Below are 15940 nucleotides of genomic sequence, written 5' to 3' on the forward strand. Positions count from 1 at the left end.
CACCATGGCATACAGTGAAAAGGTCATCGACCACTACGAAAATCCGCGTAACGTCGGCAAAATGAATGCCGAAGACCCGGATGTCGGCACCGGCATGGTCGGCGCCCCTGCTTGCGGCGACGTGATGCGCCTGCAGATCAAGGTCAACGAACAGGGCGTTATCGAAGACGCCAAGTTCAAGACCTATGGCTGCGGTTCGGCTATCGCCTCCAGCTCCCTGGCCACCGAATGGATGAAGGGCAAGACGCTGGACGAAGCAGAAACCATCAAGAACACCCAGCTGGCCGAAGAATTGGCCCTGCCACCGGTGAAAATTCACTGCTCGGTTCTCGCTGAAGACGCCATCAAGGCGGCTGTTCGCGATTACAAGCAGAAGAAAGGTTTGCTTTAAGTCGCTTGCTTGCAAGTAAGGAGTCTCAATGGCTATCAGCATGACAGAAGCCGCCGCCCAGCATGTGCAGCGCTCCCTGGATGGGCGTGGCAAGGGTCTCGGTATTCGCTTGGGTGTGCGCACCACCGGCTGTTCAGGCCTGGCCTATGTGCTGGAGTTCGTCGACGAAGCGCAGGCTGAAGATGAGGTGTTCGAGAATCACGGTGTCAAAGTGATCATCGACCCTAAAAGCCTGGTGTACCTCGATGGTACGGAACTGGATTTCGTCAAGGAAGGGTTGAACGAAGGCTTCAAGTTCAACAACCCCAACATGCGCGGTGAATGTGGCTGCGGCGAAAGCTTCAACGTCTGAGGCAGCTTGTGGGAACTCCTTGTCATTTTGCTTTGTTTGATCTGCAGCCAGGCTTTCGCCTGGATCTGGAGCAGTTGGCCACGCGCTACCGTGAATTGGCGCGCGAGGTCCACCCTGATCGATTTGCTGATGCGTCCGAGCGCGAGCAGCGTGTGGCGCTCGAGCGTTCCGCGGGCCTGAACGAGGCTTACCAGACGCTCAAGAGCCCGCCAAAGCGTGCGCGCTATCTGCTGTCGATCAGCGGGCACGAAGTGCCCCAGGAAGTCACCGTCCATGATCCCGAGTTTCTTTTGCAGCAGATGCAAATGCGCGAAGAGCTCGAAGATCTGCAGGACGCCGGCGACCTGGACGGCATTGCTCCGTTCAAGCGGCGCTTGAAGACTGCGCAGGAAGATCTGAACGAAAGCTTCGCCGCTTGCTGGGATGATGCAGCGCAACGCGAACAGGCTGAACGCCTGATGCGGCGCATGCAGTTCCTCGACAAGCTCTCCTACGAAGTGCGCCAGTTAGAAGAGCGCCTCGACGATTAACCCAGTGCCGCCGCGTGCGGCACGCCGGATACCCTGATAAGCAATGGCCCTACTGCAGATCGCCGAACCCGGCCAAAGTCCTCAGCCTCACCAGCGTCGTCTGGCGGTCGGGATTGACCTGGGTACTACCAATTCGCTGGTCGCTGCGTTGCGCAGCGGTATCAGTGCGCCTCTTGCCGATGCCGACGGGCAGGTCATCCTGCCGTCCGCTGTGCGCTATCACGCTGGTCGTATCGACGTGGGCCAATCGGCCAAGGATGCGGCTGCCAGTGACCCCTTCAATACCGTGCTCTCGGTCAAGCGCCTGATGGGGCGTGGCCTTGAAGACGTCAAGCAGTTGGGCGAGCAATTGCCTTACCGCTTTGTCGGCGGTGAATCGCACATGCCGTTCATCGACACCGTTCAGGGCCGGAAAAGCCCGGTAGAGGTGTCGGCTGACATTCTCAAGGTACTGCGCCAGCGTGCCGAGGCCACCCTGGGGGGTGAGCTGGTGGGTGCGGTCATCACAGTCCCGGCCTATTTTGACGACGCCCAGCGCCAAGCGACCAAAGATGCCGCGCGCCTGGCTGGGTTGAATGTCCTGCGCCTGCTCAACGAGCCAACGGCTGCGGCGGTCGCCTACGGGCTGGACCAGCACGCCGAAGGCCTGGTGGCCATCTATGACCTGGGTGGCGGCACTTTCGACATTTCTATCCTGCGTCTGACCGGCGGTGTGTTCGAGGTGTTGGCTACTGGTGGCGACACTGCCCTGGGTGGTGACGACTTCGATCATGCGATCGCCACCTGGATTGTCGAGCAGGCTGGCCTGTCTTCGGATCTGGATCCTGGTACTCAGCGCCACCTGCTGCAAACCGCCTGTGCGGCCAAAGAGGCACTGACCTCGGCGCAGTCGGTGGAAGTGGTCCATGGTGCCTGGCGTGCCGAGCTGACTCGCGATGCCTTCGATGCCCTGATCGAACCCATGATTGCCCGTAGCCTCAAGGCTTGCCGGCGCGCGGTGCGCGATGGCGGTATCGAGGTCGAGGAAGTCGGTGCAGTGGTCATGGTCGGCGGTTCGACCCGCGTTCCGCGTGTTCGCGATGCGGTGGGCGAGCTGTTCGGTCGTCGCCCATTGACCGAGATCGACCCGGATCAAGTCGTCGCCATTGGCGCTGCCATTCAGGCCGATACCCTGGCTGGCAACAAGCGTGACGGTGATGAGTTGTTGCTGTTGGACGTTATCCCGCTGTCCTTGGGGCTCGAAACCATGGGCGGGCTGATGGAAAAGGTGATTCCGCGCAACACCACGATCCCGGTGGCGCGTGCCCAGGAATTCACGACCTACAAGGATGGCCAGTCGGCCATGATGATTCACGTGTTGCAGGGCGAGCGCGAGCTGATCAGTGACTGCCGCTCCCTGGCACGGTTCGAATTGCGGGGTATCCCGGCCATGGTCGCCGGTGCCGCCAAGATCCGAGTGACCTTCCAGGTCGACGCCGATGGCTTGCTGAGCGTGTCTGCTCGCGAGCTGGGTTCAGGTGTGGAGTCGAGCATTCAGGTCAAGCCGTCCTACGGCCTGACCGACGGCGAGATTACCCGCATGCTCAAGGACTCCTTCGAGTACGCCGGGCTCGACAAGGTGGCGCGCCAGTTGCGCGAACACCAGGTTGATGCCGAGCGTTTGCTCGAAGCGGTGCAGGGTGCCCTGGATGCTGATGGCGAACGCCTGCTCGATGCCGACGAGCGCCTGGCCATCGAGCATCAAATGCAAGAATTGCGTGATTTGATCAACGGTACCGATGGCGCGGCCATCGAGCAGCAGACTCGCCGTCTGTCGCAAGTGACCGATGCCTTTGCCGCCCGTCGCCTTGATTCGACGGTCAAGGCCGCATTGGCCGGGCGCAACCTGAATGAGATTGAGGAATAACGATGCCGCAGGTGATTTTTCTGCCTCACGAGAAGTTTTGCCCAGAGGGCATGGTTGTAGAGGCTGAGCCTGGTACTTCCATTCTCGAGCTGGCCCATGAGCACCATATCGAAATGGAAAGCGCTTGCGGCGGCGTCTGCGCCTGCACGACCTGCCACTGCATCATTCGTGAAGGTTTCGACACGCTGGAAGAGGCTGACGAGCTGGAAGAAGACTTCCTGGATCGCGCCTGGGGCCTGGAGGCGCAGTCGCGCTTGGCGTGCCAAGCCATTGTCGGTACCGAAGACCTGACCGTCGAAATTCCGAAATACTCGCTCAACCATGCCGCCGAAGCGCCGCATTGATCAAGGAACTGTCATGAGTCTTAAATGGACTGATGTACTGGAAATCGCGATCCAACTGGCTGAATCCAAGCCGGATGTAGATCCAATGTCGGTCAATTTCGTCGATCTGCGCAAGTGGGTCATGGAGTTGCCGGAATTTGACGACATGCCTGAGCATTGTGGCGAGAAGATCCTGGAGGCCATTCAGGCCCACTGGATCGAAGAACGCGACTGAACCACGCCGCAGGTTAGGCAATACCCAAGAACCCGCGTATAATTCGCGGGTTTAATTTTTCGCATCAATTACTGTTTCTGGAGTTTCACCATGGCTGTTCAACGTACTTTCTCCATCATCAAGCCTGACGCCGTTGCCAAGAATGTGATCGGCAAGATCACCACTCGTTTCGAAGAAGCTGGCCTGAAAATCGTCGCTTCGAAAATCAAGCAACTGTCCAAAGCCGAAGCCGAAGGTTTCTACGCTGAGCACAGCGCTCGTGGTTTCTTCGGTGACCTGGTCGCCTTCATGACTTCCGGCCCTGTTGTTGTTCAGGTTCTGGAAGGCGAAAACGCTATCGCTCTGAACCGTGAGCTGATGGGCGCTACCAACCCTAAAGAAGCTGCTGCTGGCACCATCCGTGCTGACTTCGCTGAGTCCATCGACGCCAACGCCGTTCACGGTTCGGACTCCGAAGCCGCTGCAGCTCGCGAAATCGCTTACTTCTTCGCAGCTACCGAGGTAACTACTCGCTAAGCGAAAGCTTGTGAGTATTGAGGTGAATCCATGACGACATCGACTGGCAAAATCAACCTGTTGGGGCTTACCCAGCCGGAAATGGAACAATTCTTCGACTCAATCGGGGAGAAGCGCTTCCGTGCCGGTCAGGTAATGAAATGGATTCACCACTTTGGCGTCGATGATTTCGACGCCATGACGAACGTCGGCAAGGCCCTGCGCGAGAAGCTCAAGGCTGTTGCCGAGGTCCGTGGGCCAGAGCTCGTCAGCGAGGACATTTCCAGCGATGGCACCCGTAAATGGGTGGTGCGCGTGGCGTCCGGCAGCTGCGTCGAGACGGTCTACATTCCCCAGGGCAAACGTGGCACCTTGTGCGTTTCGTCCCAGGCAGGCTGTGCCCTGGATTGCAGTTTCTGCTCCACCGGCAAGCAAGGATTCAACAGCAACCTCACCGCCGCCGAAGTCATCGGCCAGGTGTGGATTGCCAACAAGTCGTTCGGCAGCGTACCGGCCACCATTGACCGCGCCATCACTAACGTTGTGATGATGGGCATGGGCGAGCCACTGCTGAACTTCGACAACGTCATCTCCGCCATGCGGCTGATGATGGATGACCTGGGCTATGGCATCTCCAAACGCCGGGTCACCCTGTCCACTTCCGGCGTCGTGCCGATGATCGACGTGCTCGCCGATCATATCGACGTCTCCCTGGCCCTGTCGTTGCACGCGCCCAATGACGCGCTGCGCAACCAGCTGGTGCCAATCAACAAGAAATATCCACTCAAGATGTTGCTCGAATCCTGCCAGCGCTACATGTCCCAGCTGGGCGAGAAGCGTGTGCTGACCATCGAGTACACCTTGCTCAAGGACGTCAACGACCAGCTCGAACATGCAGTAGAAATGGTCGAATTGCTCAAGAACGTGCCTTGCAAGATCAACCTGATTCCTTTCAACGCGTTCCCGCATTCGGGCTACGAACGGCCGAGCAACAATGCTATCCGCAGGTTCCAGGACCACTTGCATCATGCAGGCTTCAATGTCACGGTGCGTACCACCCGCGGTGAAGACATCGACGCCGCCTGTGGTCAATTGGTAGGGCAGGTGATGGACCGCACCCGCCGCAGCGAGCGTTATATCGCCGTCCGTCAGCTCAATGCCGAGGGCGATGTGGCGCAGAACGCTACGGACCGTATTTGAAGAGAGGATCTCCATGACCCTGCGCGTGGCGCTGTCATTGTTGTTGGTTACCCTGCTTGCAGGATGTGTTTCCACCGGTAATGTAGATCCGATGGACACCGGCAAGGGCCGCGATGAGGCCCGCCAGGCCTACGTGCAATTGGGGATTGGATACTTGCAGCAGGGCATGACCGAACGCGCAAAGATTCCCTTGAAGAAAGCCCTGGAGCTCAACGCCAACGACCCTGATGCCAATGCGGCGCTGGCGTTGGTGTTCCAGGCTGAGCTCGAGCCGGAGCTTGCGACCGAGCACTACCGCAAGGCATTGGCGGGTCGGCCCAACGATGCGCGAATCCTGAACAACTATGGCAGCTTCCTGTACGAGCAGAAGCAGTACAAAGAGGCTTACGAGCTGTTTCAAAAGGCCGCCGCGGACAACCTCTACCCCGAGCGTTCGCGAGTGTTTGAAAACCTGGGCATGACGTCGCTGATGCTTGGCCAGCGTGATGAAGCCCGGGAGCAACTCGAGAAGGCGCTGCGCTTGAACCGCCAGCAACCTCGGGCGCTGTTGGAACTCGCCGAGTTGTCCTTTGAGGATCAGCATTATGTGCCGGCGCGCAACCTGTACACCCGTTTCAACCAGTTGAGCGAACAGAACGCCCGTAGCCTGCTGCTGGGTATACGCCTGGCGAAGGTGTTCGAAGACCGGAACAAGGCCGCCAGTTACGGCTTGCAACTAAAAAGACTCTATCCCGGCACGCCGGAATATCAGCAATACCTGTCGGAGCAATGATGAAAGCGGCGCATCCCGAAGTTGTAGCAGCGACTCGCGTGAACCCCGGTGAGACCCTGCGTCAGGCCCGCGAGAGCAAGAACTGGTCGCAGGCAGAGGTCGCGGTAAAACTCAATCTCACCTCGACGTCCCTGGGCAATCTTGAGGCAGGCGCTTTCGACAAGTTGCCTGGGCATACCTTCGCGCGCGGTTATATTCGCGCCTACGCCAAACTGCTCGACATGGACCAGGCCGTTCTGGTGCAGGCCTTCGACCAATACACCGGTACTGACGCCCATGGCAGCAATGTCCACAGCCTGGGTCGAATCGAGGAGCCGGTGCGCCTGTCGCACAATATTCTGCGCATTGTCAGCCTGGTGCTGTTGGTGATCGTGGTCGGCGGTGGTTTCTTCTGGTGGCAGGATCAAAGCTCCTTGCGCGGCAAGGACCAGGCCAATCTGGCCATGGAGCATGTCGAGGTCGAGAGCGCCGACGGCACCACCCAGATCCATCCGCTGGATGAGCCTGAAGACCAGGCGGTCGATGCCTCGCTACAGGGCGAAACCACCAGCCTGAGCCTGCCCGAGGCTCAAGCACCTGCCGATACGGCTGCTACACCAAACCCCGAGGCTGTGACGCCAGCTCAAGCTGCTGCTGTTCCGCTCATGGTCCCGGTTGCGCCCGCTCATTCGACTGTCGCCAGTGCCGTACCTGTTCCCGTGCCTGCACCGGTCGTTCCGGCTGCAGTACCGGCTGCCTCCGTCGCACCGGTCACGGTGGCCGCAACCCCCGCGCCGAATGCGCCGGTTGCAGGCGCAGGCAAGCTGTCGCTTAACTTTGTTGCCGACTGCTGGACCCAGGTCACCGACGGCAATGGCAAGGTGCTGTTCAGCGGCCTCAAGCGTAAGGGCCAGACCGCTGAATTCAGCGGCAAACCACCATTCTCGCTGCGTCTGGGCTATGCCCGCGGTGCGCAGGTGACCTACAACGGTCAACCTGTGGACGTGGCGCCGTTCACCAGTGGCGAGACCGCTCGCCTGAAGTTGGGGCAATAAGTCATGCACGGTGAATCTCCAATCAAACGTCGTGAATCCCGCAAGATCTGGGTGGGTAATGTTCCGGTCGGTGGCGATGCGCCCATCGCCGTACAGAGCATGACCAACACCGATACCAATGATGTGGCTGCAACCGTTGCCCAGATCAATCGCCTGGTCGACGCGGGTGTCGACATCGTTCGCATCTCGGTGCCAGACATGGACGCTGCCGAGGCCTTCGGCAAGATCAAGCAACTGGTCACGGTTCCCTTGGTCGCCGATATTCACTTCGATTACCGCATCGCCCTGCGTGTCGCAGAGCTGGGTGTGGACTGCCTGCGCATCAACCCCGGCAACATCGGTCGTGAAGACCGCGTGCGTGCAGTGGTCGATGCCGCCCGTGACCGAGGCATCCCGATCCGTATCGGTGTCAACGCTGGCTCCCTGGAAAAAGACCTGCAGAAGAAGTACGGCGAACCGACCCCGGCAGCGCTGGTTGAGTCGGCCCTGCGCCACGTCGAGCATCTGGATCGCCTGGATTTCCAAGACTTCAAGGTCAGCGTCAAGGCCTCGGACGTGTTCATGGCGGTTGAAGCCTACCGCCTGCTGGCCAAGCAGATTATCCAGCCGCTGCACCTGGGCATTACCGAAGCCGGTGGCCTGCGTTCCGGTACGGTGAAATCCGCCGTCGGCCTCGGTATGCTGCTTGCCGACGGGATTGGCGATACTATTCGCATCTCGCTGGCGGCTGACCCGGTCGAGGAAGTGAAAGTCGGTTACGACATCCTCAAGTCCCTGCACTTGCGTTCGCGTGGCATCAACTTCATCGCCTGCCCGAGCTGCTCGCGGCAGAACTTCGATGTGGTCAAGACCATGAATGAACTGGAAGGGCGTCTGGAAGACTTGCTGGTGCCACTGGATGTGGCGGTGATCGGTTGCGTTGTGAACGGTCCGGGCGAAGCCAAGGAGGCCCATGTCGGCCTGACGGGTGGTACGCCCAACCTGATCTACATCGACGGCAAGCCGGCACAAAAGCTGACCAACGATAACCTGGTGGACGAGCTGGAAAGGCTCATCCGGCAGAAGGCGGCCGAAAAGGTCGAAGCCGATGCGGCGCTGATTGCCCGCGGCTAAAGACCACGCTGTTATAAGAATCGCTAAGGATTTTCTGTGAGCAAATCTCTGCAAGCCATCCGGGGCATGAATGACATCCTGCCCGAGCAGACCCCGCTGTGGCGCTATTTTGAAAGCGCCGTCGCCGGCCTGCTGGACAACTACGGTTATCGTCAGATCCGTATGCCGATCGTCGAGTTCACCGAGCTGTTCAAGCGCTCGATCGGTGAAGTGACCGATATCGTCGAAAAAGAGATGTATACCTTCGAAGACCGCAATGGCGATTCGCTGACCTTGCGCCCCGAAGGTACCGCTGCGTGCGTGCGTGCGGTGCTGGAGCACGGCATCACGGGCGGCGGCCAGGTCCAGAAGCTCTGGTACATCGGCCCGATGTTCCGCCATGAGCGTCCGCAGAAAGGCCGCTATCGCCAGTTCCACCAGATTGGCGTGGAGGTGTTCAATCTCGACGGCCCGGACATTGATGCCGAGCTGATCGTGCTCACCTGGCGCCTGTGGGGCCAATTGGGCATTCGTGACGCAGTCAAACTCGAGCTCAACAGCCTGGGCACCAGCGAAGCCCGTGCTCGCTATCGTGATGCCCTGGTGGCCTACCTGAACGAGCGCATCGACTTGCTCGATGAAGACAGCAAGCGCCGCCTGACCAGCAACCCGCTGCGTATCCTCGACACCAAGGTCCAGGAAACCCAGGCGCTGTTGGTTGATGCACCGAAGCTGGCCGACTACCTGGACGAAGAGTCGCGCCTGCACTTCGAAGGGCTCAAGGCTCGCCTGGACGCCGCCGGCATTCCTTATGTGATCAACCCCAAGCTGGTCCGGGGTCTGGATTACTACAGCAAGACCGTATTCGAATGGGTCACCGACAAGCTGGGTGCCCAGGGCACCGTGTGCGCCGGTGGTCGTTACGATGGCCTGGTCGAGCAGATGGGCGGCAAGCCGACCACCGGCGTGGGCTTCGCCATGGGCATCGAGCGTTTGATTCTGCTGCTTGAAACCCTTGAGCAGATCCCTGAGTCGATTGCTCGTCAGGTCGATGTCTATCTGTGCGCCTTTGGCGAGCAGGCTGAGCTTGCTGGCTTGGCACTGACCGAGCGCCTGCGTGACGCACTGCCAAACCTGCGCCTGCAGGTGAATGCCGGTGCCGGTAGCTTCAAGAGCCAGTTCAAGAAGGCAGACAAGAGCGGTGCGCTCTATGCCTTGATCCTGGGGGACGACGAACTGGCCCAACAAGTGGTAGGTTTCAAACCCTTGCGTGGCCAGGGCGAACAACAAAACATTGCCTGGGATGCTCTGGCCGAGCACCTGGCGACCTGCGTCGTGCAGGGTTGAAGCGGGCTAACCGCCGATTAAGCGAATAGGAGTATTGGGGTGTCGAGTACCGATGATGAACAGCTGGCGTCGCTGAAGGAATGGTGGGAGCGTAACGGCAAGCCCCTGGCGACCGGCGTCTTGCTCGCGGCAGTAGTGGTGCTCGGCTGGAATGCCTGGCAGAAGTACCAGGGCAACCAATCCCAGGGCGCTTCGAACCTTTACCAGGCCCTGCTGGAAACGACTCTGACCCCGACCGGCCAGCCCGATGCAGGCAAGGTCGCGGAACTGGCTGGCAAGCTCAAGAGCGAATATGGCGGCTCGGCTTACGCCCAGTACGCCAGCCTGTTCGTGGCCAAGGTGGCAGTCGATACCGGCAAATTGGACGACGCTGCCGCCGAATTGAAAGCCGTTGTCGACAAGCCAGCAGACGCGACCCTGGGCGAAATCGCCCGTCAGCGCCTGGCTCGTGTCATGGCTGCGCAGAACAAGGCCGAAGACGCCTTGAAGTTGCTGGAAGGTGATGCCGACAAGGCCTTCCAGGCCAGCCGTGAGGAGCTCAAGGGTGACCTGCTGGTGCAGTTGGGTCGCAGCGACGAAGCCTATGCTGCTTACAAGAACGCCAAGGCCGCGCTGTCCGATGACGCTGCGGTAGGTAGCCTGCAACTCAAGCTCGACGACCTGGCCAAAGGGGACGCGTGAAGTGATCGGTTGGAAACAAGCAGCAGTGCTGGCCCTGGCCGTGTTGGCGGTGGGTTGCAGCAGCAATAGCAAAAAGGAACTGCCTCCTGCCGAACTGACCTCCTTCAATGAAGAAGTGGTGCTCAAGAAGCAATGGAGTCGCTCGATCGGTGACGGCCAGGGCGAAACCTTCAACATGTTGGTGCCCGCGGTCGAAAATGATCACATCTACGCCGCCGATGTCAGCGGTGTGGTGATGTCGCTGGACCGCATGAACGGTGATGTGGTCTGGAAAAAAGACTTGGAGTTGCCGGTGTCCGGTGCAGTCGGTGTCGGCTACGGCATGGTCATGCTGGGTACGCTCAAGGGTGAAGTGATTGCCCTGGATGCCAGCACTGGCGAGCAGAAGTGGAAGGCGCGTGTCAGCAGTGAAGTACTGGCGCCGCCTGCCACCAACGGTGACGTGGTCGTGGTCCAGACTCAGGATGACCGTATTATCGGCCTGGACGCCGCTTCCGGTAGCCAGCGCTGGATCTACGAAAGTACGCCTGCGGTCCTGACCCTGCGTGGTACCGGTGCGCCAATCGTGACCAACCGCCTGGCGATTGCCGGGCTGTCGACCGGCAAGGTCGTCGCCCTGGATACCCAGAGAGGCGTGCCAGTCTGGGAACAACGCGTTGCCATTCCGCAAGGTCGTTCCGAGCTTGACCGGGTTGTCGACATCGACGGTGGCTTGCTGCTGTCCGGTGGTGTCCTGTACGTTGCCACTTATCAGGGCCGCGTTGCGGGCCTTGAGCTGGAAAGCGGCCGGGTACTGTGGCAAAAAGATGCTTCCAGCTACGTGGGCGTTGCCCAGGGCTTTGGTAGCGTTTACGTGAGTGCGGCGTCGGGCACTGTCGAAGGGATCGACGAGCGCTCTTCCACCGCGCTGTGGAGCAACGATTCGCTGGCTCGTCGCCAGCTGTCGGCACCAGAAGTGTTTTCCAGCTACGTCGCCGTGGGTGACCTGGAAGGCTACCTGCACCTGCTCAGCCAGGTAGATGGCCGCTTTGTCGGCCGTGAGCGCATCGACAGCGATGGCCTGCGCGCCCGTCCGCTGGTGGTGGGCGACATGATTTATGTGTTTGGTAACAGCGGCAAGCTTGAAGCGCTGACCATTCGCTGAGTCTATGCTTGAGGCCTGTGGGCCTTGAGCTGCGGCACCTTGGGTGCCGCTTCGAACTCAGGCCGCTGCAGTGCAGCGGCTTTTGTATTTTCTGAAATAACGCAGTGGAGAGCCGCATGGTTCCCGTAATCGCCTTGGTGGGTCGACCGAACGTCGGCAAGTCCACCATGTTCAACCGCCTGACCAAGACCCGCGACGCTATCGTCGGGGACCTGTCTGGTCTGACCCGTGATCGCCAATACGGTGAGGCGCGCTGGCAAGGGCGTTCCTACATTCTGGTCGACACCGGCGGTATTTCCGGTGACGAGCACGGCATGGATGAAAAAATGGCCGAGCAGTCGCTGCTGGCCATTGAAGAAGCTGATGTGGTGCTGTTCCTGGTCGATGCCCGTGCCGGCTTCACCGCCGCCGACCAGATGATTGCCGAGCACCTTCGCAAGCGCAACAAGCGCTCGCTGCTGGTGGCTAACAAAATCGACAACATCGACCCGGAAATGGCTCGCGCCGAATTCGCGCCATTGGGCATGGGCCACGCCATTGGCGTTGCCGGCGCACAAGGCCGTGGTATCAACACCTTGCTGGAAGCCGCCCTGAGCGAATTCCCGCGTGATGTCGAGGAAGAAGACCTCGGCGCCAACGTTGCCGAAGGTGAAGAGCAGGTCCGCATTCCTGGCCCGAGCGAAAAAGATGGCATCAAGATCGCCATCATCGGTCGTCCGAACGTGGGCAAGTCGACCCTGGTCAACCGTATGCTCGGTGAAGACCGGGTCATCGTCTATGACCAGCCCGGCACCACCCGCGACAGTATCTACATTCCCTTCGAGCGTAACGAAGAGAAGTACACCCTGATCGACACCGCGGGTGTGCGCAAGCGCGGCAAGATCCACGAGGAAGTTGAAAAGTTCTCGGTGGTCAAGACCCTGCAGGCGATCAAAGACGCCAACGTGGTGATCTTCGTCATGGACGCCCGCGAAGGTGTGGTCGATCACGATCTCAACCTGCTGGGCTTCGCCCTGGAAGCCGGTCGCGCCATTGTCATCGCCCTGAACAAGTGGGATGGCATGCAGCCTGGTGAGCGCGACTATGTGAAGACCGAGCTTGAGCGCCGGTTGTTCTTCGTCGACTTCGCTGATATCCACTTCATCTCGGCACTGCATGGCACGGGCGTAGGCAACCTGTATCAATCGGTCCAGGCTTCCTTCAAGTCGGCGATCACTCGCTGGCCGACCAGCCGCCTGACCCAGATCCTTGAAGACGCTGTGGGCGAGCACCAGCCGCCAATGGTCAACAGCCGCCGGATCAAGCTGCGTTACGCTCACCTGGGAGGCGCCAACCCGCCGTTGATCGTGATCCACGGTAACCAGGTCGAGAAAGTACCGAAGTCGTACGTTCGTTATCTGGAAAACACCTATCGCCGCGTCCTGAAGCTGGTCGGTACGCCGATCCGCATCGAGTTCAAGGGTGGCGAGAACCCGTACGAAGGCAACAAGAACACGCTGACCGACCGCCAGGTCAACAAGAAGCGTCGCTTGATGTCGCACCACAAAAAGGCCGAGAAGAAGCGCCGCGACAAGCGCTGATCCAATCCTGCTCGGACGGTAGGAGCCGCCCCCCGCGGGGCGTCAGGCACGACGCCCCCTGTAGGAGCCTGGCTTGCCAGCGATAGGCCCCCCGCGGAGTGTCAGGCATGACGCCTCCTGTAGGAGCCTGGCTTGCCAGCGATAGGCCCCCCGCGGAGTGTCAGGCATGACGCCTCCTGTAGGAGCCTGGCTTGCCAGCGATAGGCCCCCCGCGGAGTGTCAGGCATGACGCCTCCTGTAGGAGCCTGGCTTGCCAGCGATGGGCCCCCCCGCGGAGTGTCAGGCATGACGCCTCCTGTAGGAGCCTGGCTTGCCAGCGATGGGCATAGGTATCTACACAATTCTGGGGCAGCGCGGCTCTTGTAGCCGCTGCCGAGGTACGAGGCTGCGATCGGCGGCGAAGCCGTCGTAAATTCAGGCCCTTCGGTGTGCCTGATGGATTACGGTCTCAGGTTTTACGGCCGCTTCGCTGCCGATCGCAGCCTCGTACCTCGTCAGCGGCTACATTCGTAGCAGTAGACGAGTTCAGCGAGGCCAGGTCCGGGGACGTAGTCCTCGCAAAGCCTGTACTCGCGGTGTATCTGAATACTGAAGTGCCAGGTTTTACGACTGCTGCGCAGCCGGACGTGGCCTCGTTCTACTCGTCCACTGCTACGAAATGCAGTACACCAAAAGATGTGTAGATACCTATGCAGCGATGGGGCCCCCGCGGAGTGTCAGGCATGACGCCTCGCGGGCAAGCCCGGCTCCTACACACACACACACACCGCCAAACCCTTGCAGCGTCTTTTGCTCAAGGGCTATCCTGCCAGACCCCCCGCGCCGCCGTGCGCAGGCTGTCTTGCAGGAAAGGCCCATGATCAGCAGTAAGTTGCCGAATGTCGGCACGACCATTTTCACCCAGATGTCCCAGCTCGCCGCCCAGACCGGTGCGCTGAACCTGTCCCAAGGCTTCCCCGATTTCGATGCCCCGCCAGCATTACTGGACGCGGTCGCAACGCATATCCGCGCAGGCCACAACCAGTATTGCCCCATGACCGGTTTGCCAGCCTTGCGCGAGCAGGTCGCTGCCAAGATTGCCCGCAGCTATGGCGTTACCGTCAATCCCGACACCGAAGTCACGATCACCCCAGGGGCGACCGAAGCTATTTTCTGCGCCATCCAGGCCGTGATTCACGCAGGTGACGAAGTCATTGTCTTCGACCCGTGCTACGACAGCTACGAGCCGTCTGTCGAGCTGGCCGGGGGGCGCTGCGTACATGTGCCATTGGGGCGTGATGACTTCGCCATCGATTGGGAAAAGCTTGAGCAAGCGCTCAGCCCGCGTACGCGGATGATCATTCTCAATTTTCCCCACAACCCCAGTGGCGCACTCATGACCCGCGCCGAACTGGACCGGCTGGCAGCGCTGATTGCCGATCGTGATATCTACCTGATCAGCGATGAGGTCTATGAACACCTGGTGTACGACGGGGTGCCGCATGTCAGCGTCTTGGCCCATGACCAGCTGTACTCGCGCGCCTTTGTGGTCAGCTCGTTTGGCAAGACCTATCACGTCACCGGTTGGAAAACGGGTTATGTGATCGCTCCGCCAGCCTTGAGCGCCGAACTGCGCAAGGTCCATCAATATGTCAATTTTTGCGGCGTAACGCCGGTGCAGTGGGGGCTGGCCGATTTCATGGCAGCCCACCCGGAGCATGTCGAAGAGCTGCCAGCGTTCTACCAGGCCAAGCGTGATCTGTTCTGCGATCTGTTGGACGGATCGCGGTTCAGCTTCAGTCGAGTCGGTGGGACTTACTTCCAGTTGATGGATTACTCGGCCATTCGCCCTGATTTGAATGATGTCGACATGTCGCTCTGGCTGACCCGCGAACATGGGGTGGCCACCATTCCTGTCTCCGTGTTCTACCAGCAACCGATGGCCGAGCAACGCCTGGTGCGTCTGTGTTTTGCTAAACGTGAGGAGACGCTGCGCGAAGCGGCGGAAAAACTATGCGCGATCTGAGTGCCTTGCCCAACCTGAACCTGGCATTGGTTCAAACCAGCCTGGCCTGGCATGACCGTGCGGCTAATCTGGCGCACTTCGACAGCTTGCTGGAGCAGGCGCGGGGTGCTGATCTGATTATTTTGCCGGAGATGTTCACCACCGGCTTTTCGATGAACTCCGAGGATCTGGCCGAGCCGGAAAACGGCCCGACGTCCAAGTGGCTCAAGGCCCAGGCCAAGAAGCTCGATGCCGTGGTCACGGGCACTGTGATCATTCAGGCCGCCGATGGTAGCCACCGTAATCGCCTGCTTTGGGCGCGCCCGGATGGCGAGTTGCTGCATTACGACAAGCGTCATTTGTTTCGCATGGCCGGCGAACACAAACACTACACGCCTGGCGAACGCCAGGTACAGTTCGAGCTCAAGGGCTGGCGGATTCGACCACTGATTTGTTATGACCTGCGCTTTCCCGTCTGGAGTCGCGATGCCCAAGACACAGACCTGATTTTATATACCGCTAACTGGCCGGGCGCTCGGCGTATGCATTGGAACCGGCTGCTGCCGGCCCGAGCGATTGAAAACCTCTGCTATGTGGCGGCGGTCAATCGGGTGGGGCTCGACGGCAAGGGCTTTGCCTATACCGGTGACAGCCAAGTGCTGGACTTCCAGGGTGAAAGCTTGCTGAGTGCTGGCGAGGCCGACGGGGTCTTCCAGGTCTGTTTAATCGCAGCGGAACTTGCGGCCTACCGCACCCGCTTCCCGGCCAACCTTGATGCCGACACCTTCCAGCTCCTGTAATTACATGGACTCGCCCCAACCGAGGCGTCTATGCGCCACGGTGGCATCTATAAAGAAGCCAACGACAGCGAGGG

The 15940-nt window shown here is 60.0% G+C and carries 17 protein-coding genes; all 17 read left to right on the forward strand.

Features of this window, described 5'->3' with window-relative positions:
• Positions 1-4: 4 nt before the first annotated feature.
• Positions 5-391 (forward strand): Fe-S cluster assembly scaffold IscU, encoded by a 387-nt coding sequence (gene iscU / locus AC3IX4_RS05315; protein ID WP_002552476.1) that lies wholly within the window; start codon positions 5-7, stop codon positions 389-391.
• Between the two features lie 28 nt (positions 392-419).
• Positions 420-743, forward strand: a complete 324-nt coding sequence (gene iscA, locus AC3IX4_RS05320) for an iron-sulfur cluster assembly protein IscA (RefSeq protein ID WP_489259567.1) — start codon at positions 420-422, stop codon at positions 741-743.
• Positions 744-751: 8 nt separating this feature from the next.
• Positions 752-1273: a co-chaperone HscB gene (gene hscB / locus AC3IX4_RS05325; RefSeq protein WP_489259568.1), complete on the forward strand. Its 522-nt coding sequence runs from the start codon at positions 752-754 to the stop codon at positions 1271-1273.
• A gap of 43 nt (positions 1274-1316) precedes the next feature.
• Positions 1317-3179, forward strand: a complete 1863-nt coding sequence (gene hscA, locus AC3IX4_RS05330; protein ID WP_489259569.1) for a Fe-S protein assembly chaperone HscA — start codon at positions 1317-1319, stop codon at positions 3177-3179.
• A 2-nt stretch (positions 3180-3181) separates the two neighbouring features.
• Entirely contained in the window at positions 3182-3523 is a 342-nt protein-coding gene (gene fdx, locus AC3IX4_RS05335; RefSeq protein ID WP_489259570.1) for an ISC system 2Fe-2S type ferredoxin, read from the forward strand.
• Between the two features lie 13 nt (positions 3524-3536).
• On the forward strand, positions 3537-3737 hold the full coding sequence (gene iscX / locus AC3IX4_RS05340) for a Fe-S cluster assembly protein IscX (RefSeq protein ID WP_489259571.1): 201 nt from the start codon (positions 3537-3539) through the stop codon (positions 3735-3737).
• 90 nt (positions 3738-3827) lie between these two features.
• Positions 3828-4253: a nucleoside-diphosphate kinase gene (gene ndk, locus AC3IX4_RS05345; protein ID WP_008092560.1), complete on the forward strand. Its 426-nt coding sequence runs from the start codon at positions 3828-3830 to the stop codon at positions 4251-4253.
• Positions 4254-4283: 30 nt separating this feature from the next.
• A complete protein-coding gene (gene rlmN / locus AC3IX4_RS05350; protein ID WP_489259572.1) occupies positions 4284-5432 on the forward strand; it encodes a dual-specificity RNA methyltransferase RlmN in 1149 nt (382 codons plus the stop codon).
• A gap of 13 nt (positions 5433-5445) precedes the next feature.
• A complete protein-coding gene (gene pilW / locus AC3IX4_RS05355) occupies positions 5446-6204 on the forward strand; it encodes a type IV pilus biogenesis/stability protein PilW (RefSeq protein WP_489259573.1) in 759 nt (252 codons plus the stop codon).
• On the forward strand, positions 6204-7238 hold the full coding sequence (locus tag AC3IX4_RS05360; RefSeq protein WP_489259574.1) for a RodZ domain-containing protein: 1035 nt from the start codon (positions 6204-6206) through the stop codon (positions 7236-7238). Before pilW ends, AC3IX4_RS05360 begins: the two co-directional genes overlap by 1 nt.
• 3 nt (positions 7239-7241) lie before the next feature.
• Positions 7242-8351, forward strand: a complete 1110-nt coding sequence (ispG, locus tag AC3IX4_RS05365) for a flavodoxin-dependent (E)-4-hydroxy-3-methylbut-2-enyl-diphosphate synthase (protein WP_489259575.1) — start codon at positions 7242-7244, stop codon at positions 8349-8351.
• Positions 8352-8387: 36 nt separating this feature from the next.
• On the forward strand, positions 8388-9677 hold the full coding sequence (gene hisS / locus AC3IX4_RS05370) for a histidine--tRNA ligase (protein ID WP_489259576.1): 1290 nt from the start codon (positions 8388-8390) through the stop codon (positions 9675-9677).
• Between the two features lie 39 nt (positions 9678-9716).
• Positions 9717-10358 carry a YfgM family protein gene (locus AC3IX4_RS05375; RefSeq protein ID WP_489259577.1) on the forward strand — a complete coding sequence of 214 codons (642 nt, stop codon included), beginning with the start codon at positions 9717-9719 and terminating at the stop codon, positions 10356-10358.
• A gap of 1 nt (position 10359) precedes the next feature.
• Entirely contained in the window at positions 10360-11502 is a 1143-nt protein-coding gene (bamB, locus tag AC3IX4_RS05380) for an outer membrane protein assembly factor BamB (RefSeq protein ID WP_489259578.1), read from the forward strand.
• A 116-nt stretch (positions 11503-11618) separates the two neighbouring features.
• Entirely contained in the window at positions 11619-13082 is a 1464-nt protein-coding gene (gene der / locus AC3IX4_RS05385) for a ribosome biogenesis GTPase Der (RefSeq protein WP_489259579.1), read from the forward strand.
• A gap of 856 nt (positions 13083-13938) precedes the next feature.
• Positions 13939-15087 carry a pyridoxal phosphate-dependent aminotransferase gene (locus tag AC3IX4_RS05390; RefSeq protein WP_489259580.1) on the forward strand — a complete coding sequence of 383 codons (1149 nt, stop codon included), beginning with the start codon at positions 13939-13941 and terminating at the stop codon, positions 15085-15087.
• Positions 15075-15866 (forward strand): amidohydrolase, encoded by a 792-nt coding sequence (locus AC3IX4_RS05395; RefSeq protein ID WP_489259581.1) that lies wholly within the window; start codon positions 15075-15077, stop codon positions 15864-15866. Before AC3IX4_RS05390 ends, AC3IX4_RS05395 begins: the two co-directional genes overlap by 13 nt.
• The last annotated feature ends 74 nt before the right edge of the window (positions 15867-15940 follow it).

It is taken from the genome of Pseudomonas sp. KH_021, assembly GCF_057838865.1.

What these genes read in the sequence shown, in the direction of transcription:
- iscU (WP_002552476.1), top strand. Translation starts at nt 5, where the DNA reads ATGGCATACAGTGAAAAGGTCATCGACCACTACGAAAATCCGCGTAAC.
- iscA (WP_489259567.1), top strand. Translation starts at nt 420, where the DNA reads ATGGCTATCAGCATGACAGAAGCCGCCGCCCAGCATGTGCAGCGCTCC.
- hscA (WP_489259569.1), top strand. Translation starts at nt 1,317, where the DNA reads ATGGCCCTACTGCAGATCGCCGAACCCGGCCAAAGTCCTCAGCCTCAC.
- fdx (WP_489259570.1), top strand. Translation starts at nt 3,182, where the DNA reads ATGCCGCAGGTGATTTTTCTGCCTCACGAGAAGTTTTGCCCAGAGGGC.
- iscX (WP_489259571.1), top strand. Translation starts at nt 3,537, where the DNA reads ATGAGTCTTAAATGGACTGATGTACTGGAAATCGCGATCCAACTGGCT.
- ndk (WP_008092560.1), top strand. Translation starts at nt 3,828, where the DNA reads ATGGCTGTTCAACGTACTTTCTCCATCATCAAGCCTGACGCCGTTGCC.
- rlmN (WP_489259572.1), top strand. Translation starts at nt 4,284, where the DNA reads ATGACGACATCGACTGGCAAAATCAACCTGTTGGGGCTTACCCAGCCG.
- pilW (WP_489259573.1), top strand. Translation starts at nt 5,446, where the DNA reads ATGACCCTGCGCGTGGCGCTGTCATTGTTGTTGGTTACCCTGCTTGCA.
- AC3IX4_RS05360 (WP_489259574.1), top strand. Translation starts at nt 6,204, where the DNA reads ATGAAAGCGGCGCATCCCGAAGTTGTAGCAGCGACTCGCGTGAACCCC.
- ispG (WP_489259575.1), top strand. Translation starts at nt 7,242, where the DNA reads ATGCACGGTGAATCTCCAATCAAACGTCGTGAATCCCGCAAGATCTGG.
- der (WP_489259579.1), top strand. Translation starts at nt 11,619, where the DNA reads ATGGTTCCCGTAATCGCCTTGGTGGGTCGACCGAACGTCGGCAAGTCC.
- AC3IX4_RS05390 (WP_489259580.1), top strand. Translation starts at nt 13,939, where the DNA reads ATGATCAGCAGTAAGTTGCCGAATGTCGGCACGACCATTTTCACCCAG.
- AC3IX4_RS05395 (WP_489259581.1), top strand. Translation starts at nt 15,075, where the DNA reads ATGCGCGATCTGAGTGCCTTGCCCAACCTGAACCTGGCATTGGTTCAA.